This window comes from Streptacidiphilus sp. MAP12-16, from assembly GCF_041262165.1.
GTDB lineage: Bacteria > Actinomycetota > Actinomycetes > Streptomycetales > Streptomycetaceae > Streptacidiphilus.
In genome coordinates, this window is the sequence record NZ_JBGCBY010000034.1 from 83,311 (window position 1) to 91,494 (window position 8,184).

Annotated in this window: 7 protein-coding genes and 3 pseudogenes; 8 read left to right on the forward strand and 2 right to left on the reverse strand. The window is 69.8% G+C overall.

The window, feature by feature from the left end:
- The first annotated feature begins 4 nt into the window (after window positions 1–4).
- The 3 genes and pseudogenes from ABIA33_RS32760 to ABIA33_RS32770 all read left to right on the forward strand — a co-directional run.
- On the forward strand, window positions 5–886 hold the full coding sequence (locus ABIA33_RS32760) for an SDR family oxidoreductase (RefSeq protein ID WP_370086753.1): 882 nt from the start codon (window positions 5–7) through the stop codon (window positions 884–886).
- A 351-nt stretch (window positions 887–1,237) separates the two neighbouring features.
- Window positions 1,238–1,291, forward strand: a pseudogene (locus ABIA33_RS32765) (hypothetical protein); the annotation flags it as partial.
- 55 nt (window positions 1,292–1,346) lie between these two features.
- Window positions 1,347–1,502, forward strand: a pseudogene (locus ABIA33_RS32770) (IS5/IS1182 family transposase); the annotation flags it as partial.
- 384 nt (window positions 1,503–1,886) lie between these two features.
- On the opposite strand, the gene ABIA33_RS32775 reads toward ABIA33_RS32770, so the two are convergent.
- On the reverse strand, window positions 1,887–2,039 hold the full coding sequence (locus ABIA33_RS32775) for a hypothetical protein (RefSeq protein WP_370086769.1): 153 nt from the start codon (window positions 2,037–2,039) through the stop codon (window positions 1,887–1,889).
- Window positions 2,040–2,875: 836 nt separating this feature from the next.
- Between ABIA33_RS32775 and ABIA33_RS32780 the strand changes: the two genes are divergently transcribed.
- The 5 genes from ABIA33_RS32780 to ABIA33_RS32800 all read left to right on the forward strand — a co-directional run bounded on the left by ABIA33_RS32780 (window position 2,876) and on the right by ABIA33_RS32800 (window position 7,596).
- Window positions 2,876–4,405 carry a helix-turn-helix domain-containing protein gene (locus ABIA33_RS32780; RefSeq protein WP_370086755.1) on the forward strand — a complete coding sequence of 510 codons (1,530 nt, stop codon included), beginning with the start codon at window positions 2,876–2,878 and terminating at the stop codon, window positions 4,403–4,405.
- Window positions 4,402–4,989 (forward strand): helix-turn-helix domain-containing protein, encoded by a 588-nt coding sequence (locus ABIA33_RS32785; protein ID WP_370086757.1) that lies wholly within the window; start codon window positions 4,402–4,404, stop codon window positions 4,987–4,989. Before ABIA33_RS32780 ends, ABIA33_RS32785 begins: the two co-directional genes overlap by 4 nt.
- A gap of 65 nt (window positions 4,990–5,054) precedes the next feature.
- Window positions 5,055–5,699, forward strand: a complete 645-nt coding sequence (locus ABIA33_RS32790; RefSeq protein ID WP_370086759.1) for a plasmid partition protein — start codon at window positions 5,055–5,057, stop codon at window positions 5,697–5,699.
- A complete protein-coding gene (locus ABIA33_RS32795) occupies window positions 5,696–6,790 on the forward strand; it encodes a hypothetical protein (RefSeq protein ID WP_370086761.1) in 1,095 nt (364 codons plus the stop codon). The genes ABIA33_RS32790 and ABIA33_RS32795 overlap by 4 nt, the downstream gene beginning before the upstream one ends.
- A gap of 179 nt (window positions 6,791–6,969) precedes the next feature.
- On the forward strand, window positions 6,970–7,596 hold the full coding sequence (locus ABIA33_RS32800) for a hypothetical protein (protein ID WP_370086763.1): 627 nt from the start codon (window positions 6,970–6,972) through the stop codon (window positions 7,594–7,596).
- 133 nt (window positions 7,597–7,729) lie between these two features.
- Here the strand turns inward: ABIA33_RS32800 and ABIA33_RS32805 are convergent.
- A pseudogene (locus ABIA33_RS32805) lies at window positions 7,730–8,020 on the reverse strand (transposase); the annotation flags it as partial.
- Window positions 8,021–8,184: the final 164 nt, after the last annotated feature.

Sequence of the window (8,184 nt, forward strand, 5' to 3'; positions counted from 1 at the left end):
TCTCATGCGTATCTTCGTCACCGGTGCTTCCGGCTGGATCGGCTCAGCCGTCGTCCCCGAACTCATCAACACCGGGCACCAGGTCCTCGGGCTGGCCCGCTCGGACGCCTCCGCGCACGCGGTCGCCGCGATGGGAGCGGAGGTGCTGCGCGGCGACCTGAACGACACCGACGTGCTGCGCGCCGGCGCTCTGGGCAGCGACGGCGTCATCCACCTGGCCTTCGTCACTCCCAGCATGAGCGAGGCCGCGACGCGGACGGACGCCAAGGCCATCGAGACGTTCGCCGCCGCCCTCGCCGGCTCCGGCAGGCCCCTGGTGATCTCCGGCGCCACACTCGTGACACCCGGCCGGCCCGCGACCGAGCACGACGAACTCGTCGCGGCAGGACCCGTCGCCGCCCGCATCGCCAACATGCGGGCAGCGCTCGCAGCAGCAGAATCGGGCGTGCGCACCTCCCTGGTCATGCTGCCCCGCTCGGTCCACGGCGAGGGGGAGCGTCACGGCTTCGTCCCCCAGCTCATCGCCGCAGCCCGGGCCAAGGGCGTCTGCGGCTACATCGGCGACGGCACCAGCCGCTGGCCCGCCGTCCACGTCAAGGACGCCGCGACCCTCTACCGCCTTGCCGTCGAGCAGGCACCCGCCGGCTCCGTCCTCAACGCCGTCGGCGACGACGGCGTGCCGGTCCGCGAGATCGCCGAGGCCGTCGGCCGACACCTTGACCTACCCGCACACTCCCTGCCCGCCGAGGAGTTCAGCGGGATGCTCGTGCGCCTCCTCAGCACCGACATGCCCGCCTCCAGCACCATCACCCAGCAACTCCTGGGATGGAAGCCCACCCACCCCGGCCTCATCGAGGATATCGAACAAGGCCACTACTTCCTGTGACCAACTACAGACAGCAGGCGCGAGAAGCCGTCTTCCGCAGCGATCCATTTAGGCGCCAGTTCGAGTGCGGTGACTCGGTCGCGTGATCTCCGGCTCCAACGTGCATGAAGGCGGGGCCTCCCGTCCAGCTCGGGATTGTCGAAGTCCGAACGAGCTGGCCGGGAGGCCCTTGTGTCGCCGTCTTGCGGTTCAGAGCTTGTGGAGTCCAACTCGGCTCCCCCGTCGTGTGATTGCCTCGCTCACCGGTTCGACAATGCGGGCGACCATCCCCACCGCGAGCCTCGGTACCCCTCGGACATGTCGGACGCGGAGTGGGCGGTCGTGCGGGAGGCGATGCCGGTCCCGGCGTGGATGAACGGCAAGGGCGGTCAGCCGGCGGGCTGCCACCGGCAGATGTTGCACGCCGTGCGCTACCTGGTCGCGGGCGGCATCACGTGGCGGGCGATGCCGGGCGACTTTCCCGAGGCGCTGGTGCGTGGAGCGCACCTTCGCCTGGCTGTTCCGCTCGCGCCGGTTGGTCCGCGACTACGAAACGCTGCCCGCCGTCCACGAGCGGATGCTGCTGTGGTCGATGACGATGCTCATGAGCCGCAGGCTGGCCCGTCGGCGAGCGTGAACCGGCCCGGGGCCGGCTCCGTCGCCCAGCCGCGGTCCGCGAGCCGCGAGCCGCTTCATCTTCGACTGCACGCCCTCCACGCCGGCCGGGCACAGCTCCAGCCCGAGCACGACAGTGATTTCCTGGCACGTCATCACCCTGCCCCAATCCGAATGGTGTTCCGCCAGCGCGAAAAGAATGCGCCGGTAGTCCACGGCGAGCACGTCCGCCGTCAGCGCGGGCCGCCACATCGGGACGGTCGAGCCCGACCGCGCAGCCCCAGAGACAGACTCCGCTGCGGGCGCGTGCGCAAGCGGCCCGGCTTCCCTCTCGGGCCCGGAGGGCTCCTCCGCCGACGCCGGGTCGGCCGCGTAGGCCCCGCGGATTCGCGGCACCGACAGGACCTCACCTACGCGCTGCCGCGCGATCAGCCACTCCTGCCACTCCGTCTCCGCCTGCGAGTTCGGCCAGCATCCGGTCCGCCTCCTCCCGCAGGACCTCCACGCGCCCCCGCGCGGCCAACTCTCGCTCCTCCAGCAGACCCACGACCGACGCCATCCCCGCACCTCCACCGACGAGCCAACCCGACGGCCACAGCCTGCCTCGCCAGCCCCGGCATCATGCCTGAGCTGCGAGAACATGCCGATCAAGTTCGGTACGACAACGGCTTCTTAGGACTCCGCCAGTGGCCACCACTGTCCGCAGCGGCATCGCACCTCACCACCGGACGGACGAAACGCTGACAGCGAACCCGACGGGAGCTGACTACACCCACGTGGAACGGCGGACGAAGGAAGACAAAACTCGTGCTGACCGTGTGAGCCGTCCGCCCCAAGTCATCCACGTCGCCCCCACGCACTCGAGGTTCCGCAAACTATCCCTCTGACCAGCCCATATTCGCCAGCCGACCGAACCGCACCTCGGTTTCCTCCCCGCCCCTACAACGGCGACAACAAGGCGGTACCGCTTCGGGGCCGTAACTGAGCCATTGCATAGAGTCATTTTTTATACACATTAAGGCTGTGACCTGCGGAAATACAGGCGGCGGACGAGTCGGCCTGTACGCCGGGTATTTCCGCCCCACCTCTCTGACCTGCACCTATTGGGTAGCCCGCCGGTTGTGACCTGCGGGGAAGGCAGTCAGAGGCAATCAGAGGCAGTCAGAGGCAGTCACTCTGTTTGGCCCCCGATTGGCCCCGGTTGCCGGCCCCCGTTTGGCCCCGGGTCAATGCTGTGAGCGCAGACCTGCCTCCACCGTAGCCGGACATACGAAAGCCCCCAGGAGTGGAGTCCTGGAGGCTTCGCTGGCACCGATTGGAGGTCGGCTCCGGACACCACCCGCGGTTTTGACGGCCTCAGTGGTGGTGTCCTCGTCTTTGCGAGACAGCCCCAGAATGCCACATTCCAACCCCTCCCTGCACTCCCCCGGGCACGATTCTGCGCCCAGGACAAACCACTCAGAGGCAGTCAGAGGCAGTCACCTCCCGGCCCTCGGCCTGCAGCAGATTCCCCGCGCCGCCGCCGACCTGATCCTGCTGGGCGACCTCACCGGCCGCTACGCCAGCGGCAGTTACACCCGCCTCAGCTCCACCGGCACCCTCAGCACCCGCGAGCAGCGCCAGGGCGCGGCCGAGCACGGCCACCGGGTCACGGCGGCCATCGCCTGCCACGTCGCCCGCGCCGGCGGCACCGTGGAGGCCCTTGCCCGGATGCTGCTGCATCCGGACCACGAAGGCGGACGCCATGCCCAGACGATCGCGATGCGGTCGGGGATGGCCCGCGCCCAGGGCTACATCGAACGGGTCTGGGCCAGCGCCCTGAACCTGGTGGACACCACCGCGGCGGTCGACTCGCGCCCCGGGGCCTTCGAGAGCCTGGCTTGGCTGCGGGAGCGGATCGAGACCACGCCGTGGCGCGGTGAGCGTGGCCGGACCGCGTTGCGGGTTCTGCAGGCGCACCTGACGTTCGCGCAGGCCGCCGGCGGCCGGATGCACGCCGCCAGCGAGCGACAGGCAGCAGAGGCAGCGGGGGTCTCCCGGCAGACCCTGCGCCAGGCCTACCGGTACGTCCTGAAGCCCGGCGGCTGGCTGCGCCGGTTGCGGGTCGGCCACGGCACCGAGGGCTCGACCTGGTACCTCTCCGACGGCATCCCCGACCCTGCCCTGTCTCATGATCAGACCATTCAGTGCCCCCCCGACGGGGACCTTGGGGAGTGGTCCACCCCTGAGACGGAAAGCCACGCTGACGTCGATTCCCGGGTCATCGGCCTGTTGATGGGGCACGACGCCTTCGCCCACGGGGCCCTGGGCAGCTCCGCCCTGATGGTCATCGGCGCCCTGCACGCCCACCCCGCCCAGACCCCAAGCCAGTTGGTGACCTCCGCCTCGCTGTCCCGGGCCACCGCCTACCGCACCCTGAACCGCCTGCGCAGCCATGGGCTCGTCCAACCGGACGGCGACGGATGGGCCCTGACACCCCACGCTCTGGAGGGCATCGGTAACAGCCTTCCGGAGGCTGTTACCGGACCACCCGAAGAACCGGGCCACCAACCGGGTTGGGGCGCTTTGGCCCTGGCCTACGGCACGGCCGGGATCGCGGCTGCCCGCGAGGCGCTGCACGCCACCGAGCGAGCGGCCTACCGCGACGCCCTGCAGGCGTGGGCGGAGCGCCGCCGTCCTGCCCAGACCCAGGTGCAGCAGGGGCGGACCGTGCTGGTGCCCGCCCTGCGCGCCGACGAGGTTCCCGCGCACTGGCAGGCCCCCGGCGGAGCCGTCCTTGATCCGGTCACCGGCTTCCCCGTGCCCGGCTGGCAGGTCGCCACCGACGGACACCTGATCCTCCTCAGCCCCAGCGACCAGCTCACCTACGCCGAGCTCGCCGCCGCCCACACCCAAGCCCTGCACGAATGGGAGTCAGCAGCATGACCACCACACCCACACCCACGTCGGCTGCCGCACGGGGTGCACGGTGGACTGCCGCCCGCCAGCGGCAGGCCCTGGACCTCAGCGCCCGCTACCGCCACGGCGCCACCGTGCGCGAACTCGCCACCGCAGAGGGACTGGCCCCGGCCACGGTCCTAAGTCGGCTCCGCATGGTCGACACCCCCATGCGCACCCAGGAGCAGACCCGTGTCCTGCGCCACGGCACCGATCGCGCCGCGCAGGCACAGCAATTGCGTGCCGGCTACCAGGCAGGGGCCAGTGTCATGGTCCTGGCCGACCGGCAGGGCCTCTCGGTGCGCACCGTGCGGCGATTGCTGCGCGAAGCCGGGACCCTGATGCGCTCCAGCGCCCAGACCCGCGCGCTGCAGCGAAACAGCCGCGAAGCCCTGCAGCAGGAGCGGATTGACCAGCTGCGCTCCCGCTACGAAGCCGGAGCAGACGTGCCCGCGCTCGCCGCCGAACACCACTGCTCGACCAGCACCCTCTACCGGCTCCTGCGCCGTGCCGGGACCGCGATGCGCCCTCGCGGCCGGTCGACCCGCAGCCAGGCCACCGCGCCACCCTGACATCCCCCCGAAGCAGTTCAACGCCCTCCCCCGCAACTGTTCTACCAATCCAAGGGATCACGATCATGATCATCGCTCACATCAGCCCCCGGACGGGCGGCAAAACCACTTCGGTCGGATGGCACGCCCACGCCCTGCACGAGCGCGGCTATGCGGTCACCGCCTTCGAAGCGGACTACAGCCGACAACTCACCGAGTGGGACGCCTGCGCCGGCGGCTTCCCCTTCCCCGTCCAGCAGCAGGCCTCCCCCATGTTCTACAAGAACGTGCCCCCCACCATGGCCCCCGGCCAGATCGGCATCGTGGACTGCGGCCACGCCGAAGACCACCGCTCCATCGTGCAGTCGGTGCTGCGCGTGACCGACGTGGCGATCCTCAACACCGCCCCCACCACAGCCGACATAGACCGCATCGACCGCCTGCCGATGCGCGACCTGATCGAGGAGATCGCCGTCCTGCGGCCCGACGGAACCCCGCCACCGACCTGGGTCCTGCTCAACCGTACCGTCGCCGGAGCCAAGGCCACCAACGACTACCGCGACTACCTGACCGACAACAGGTGGAACGTCTTCACCACCACCATTCCCGGCCGCCAGCGCTATGCCCAGTCGATGCTCCACCCGGTCGCCGCGAAGGGCTCCGCCTACGACGAACTGGTCACCGAGATGACCGACCGCGGCCTCCTGCCCCAGATCGGAGACCAGCGATGAGCCCCACCCCCGACCGCAGCGCCGCCCTGCGCAACCGCAATGCCAGGCGGACAGATGTCGCGGTCTCCAGCGCACGGGTGCCATCCGGTCGGCCTGCCGACCTGGTGATCACCTCCGAGATGGTCCCGGCGCCCGCCGTCACCGGGGCGAGCGGACCGCTCAGCGAGGTCGAGCAGCACGAACTGGGACTGTGCGAGCAGGCCGTGGCGAACCTGACCACTGCCACCTGGCTCGCGGGCAAAGCTCTGCAGGCCATCCGCGACGCCAAGCTCTACCGCCACACCCACACCCGTTTCGAGGACTACGTCACCGAGCGCTGGGACATCAGCGAGCGCGCCGCCTATCTCATGATCGAGGAATGGGCTCTGGCAGAGCAGCTCAATCAGGTCCTCGGCAGGCCCGCCACGGCCTCCCACGTCCGGGCTCTGCTGCCCGTGGGCGACCGCTTCGGCCTGGACGCCGCCGCTGAGATGTACCAGCAGCTCCTGGCCCGCGCCCAGGCCGAACAGGTGCGCCTGACCGCGGCGATGACGAGCCAGGTCGTCAAGGCCGTGCTCAAGAGCGCCGGACGCCAGGCCGAGGCGGTTCACTTCAAAGAGACCGCCCATCAACTCATCACGGCGCAGGCACTTCCCCTGTCACCTCCGTCGCCTCCCCCGCCACAGCGAGCCCAGCCGATCTCGTCAGCCGCACCACGAAATGGGGCTCCCGAGATCCTGGCCAGCAGCACCAGGCCGACGACACCGGATCCTGGCCTGGGGCTTCTGCAGCAGGCCGTCGGTGCATCCCATGCCGACCTGCAAAATTTGGCAGGAGATCACAAGCAGGTCACGGTGACGGCTGCCGTCACGCCGACGACCGTCAACGCCGCTCACGCGCCGGTGGAGATGGCACCGCCAGCCGCTTCGCAGCCACGGGCAGTGGCCCTGTTCCGGGAGATCCTCGACCACATCGGCGCCATCGAACGGTGCCTGGGCTCCGAGGCCATCGGCCCCACCACCGAGGGCGAGGCGGCGGAGTTCAACGAGCTGGCGGACAACGCCGTCGAGCGACTCCGCGCTGCGGTGCACGCCCTCGAACACGACGCTTGACCAGCCGTACACACCGATGTGGTGGCCGGGTCGCCAACTGCGGTGCACCCGGCCGCCACTAGCCCGAACGCCAACCCGCGCCCGCGCGCCCTATCCCAAGGAAGTTCTGTGAAGCGTTGTGCTGTTAGCCCTACCTGTCTCACCACGGAGCTGTACGCCCTGGGCGGGAGGGCGGCATCGTGACTGAGCAACAGCTGGCTTTCGACGGAGTCGACGGTCCCCCGATACCTCCGCCGGCGCACGCCAGCATCCAGCTCTCCTTGCTGGGGCAGCCCGTTCCAATCCGGCAGCCCGCCCAGCTCTGGCGTGCATGGCTTGGAGACCCGCAGATCGTGGAGCGATTCGAGGCCAAGCGCTACCAGCGCGAGCACCAGCCGTGCTGGCCGTGGCTCGCCGCGGTCAGCGACACAGGTCATGGGAGCTTCCGCGCCGCCAGCCTCCCCGGAGCATCGCGACGCGGAACGGTCCCCGCCCACCTCTTCGCCTTCCAGCTCGCCAATGGAGTGATACCGCGCCTGGGGTGGTCCGGGACCGAGGACCCGGTCCTGTGCCATTCATGCGACTCGCACGGCTGTACCAATCCCGCGCACCTTCGGCTGGGCACCTCGGCGCAGAACCGCGCTGAGTGGGCTCAGCGGCACCGCAACCCCGGCGGCCCCCTCGCGGACCTGCGCGGCGCTGCCGGGCGCACCCGCGCCATCGCCGCCGCCGTCCGCACCGGGCTCGCCTTGGGCGAGACCCGCGAACTCATCGATGAGCGCATCCATGCAGCCGAGCAGAACGGGCTACCCCTCACTCTGTGGTGAGGCCAGGCGAATCTAGCGGTAACTGCGTCGGCGATCCCGACGGTGGACCGAGATCAGATCGACGAACGTCCGACCCAGGCCCGGTGCCGTTCTGCGACAAGGTCTCCTTCGCGGCGCCCCCTCAGCTTGTTCTTTAACCTCGGCGATCTTGGTGGTCGGTCATGGTGAGGTCGCGTTTGACGGTCTTTCCGACGTCGTGGCGGGGTGCGGGTGTGCGGTTTTTGGAGCCGGGTGGTCGTCCCGGGCCGGGTTTGCCGGGTTTCGGCGCTCTGGCGGGAAGTGCGCTGATCGGGCGGATGTTCCTGAACCCGCGGCGGACGCGGGCCGGCGTGAGCCGGCCCGGGGCCGCAGGTTTCTCCCAGGGCCGGCGGAGGTCCTCAGCGAGGGGGCGGGCGAGGCGGAGCTGGGTGTGGGCCGCGATGACGCAATGCCGCGAAGTTAAGGGCCGTGGGGTGGTGTCAAGGTGTCGGGCGGGGTGATCTTGTAGGTGTTTGGTGCTGTGCGGGTCAGCAGGCTGTGGCGGGTCCAAAGGCATAGCTGGGAGGTGAGGTTCTGGATGGATCGGCGCACAGTAAGTCCCAGGTGGTG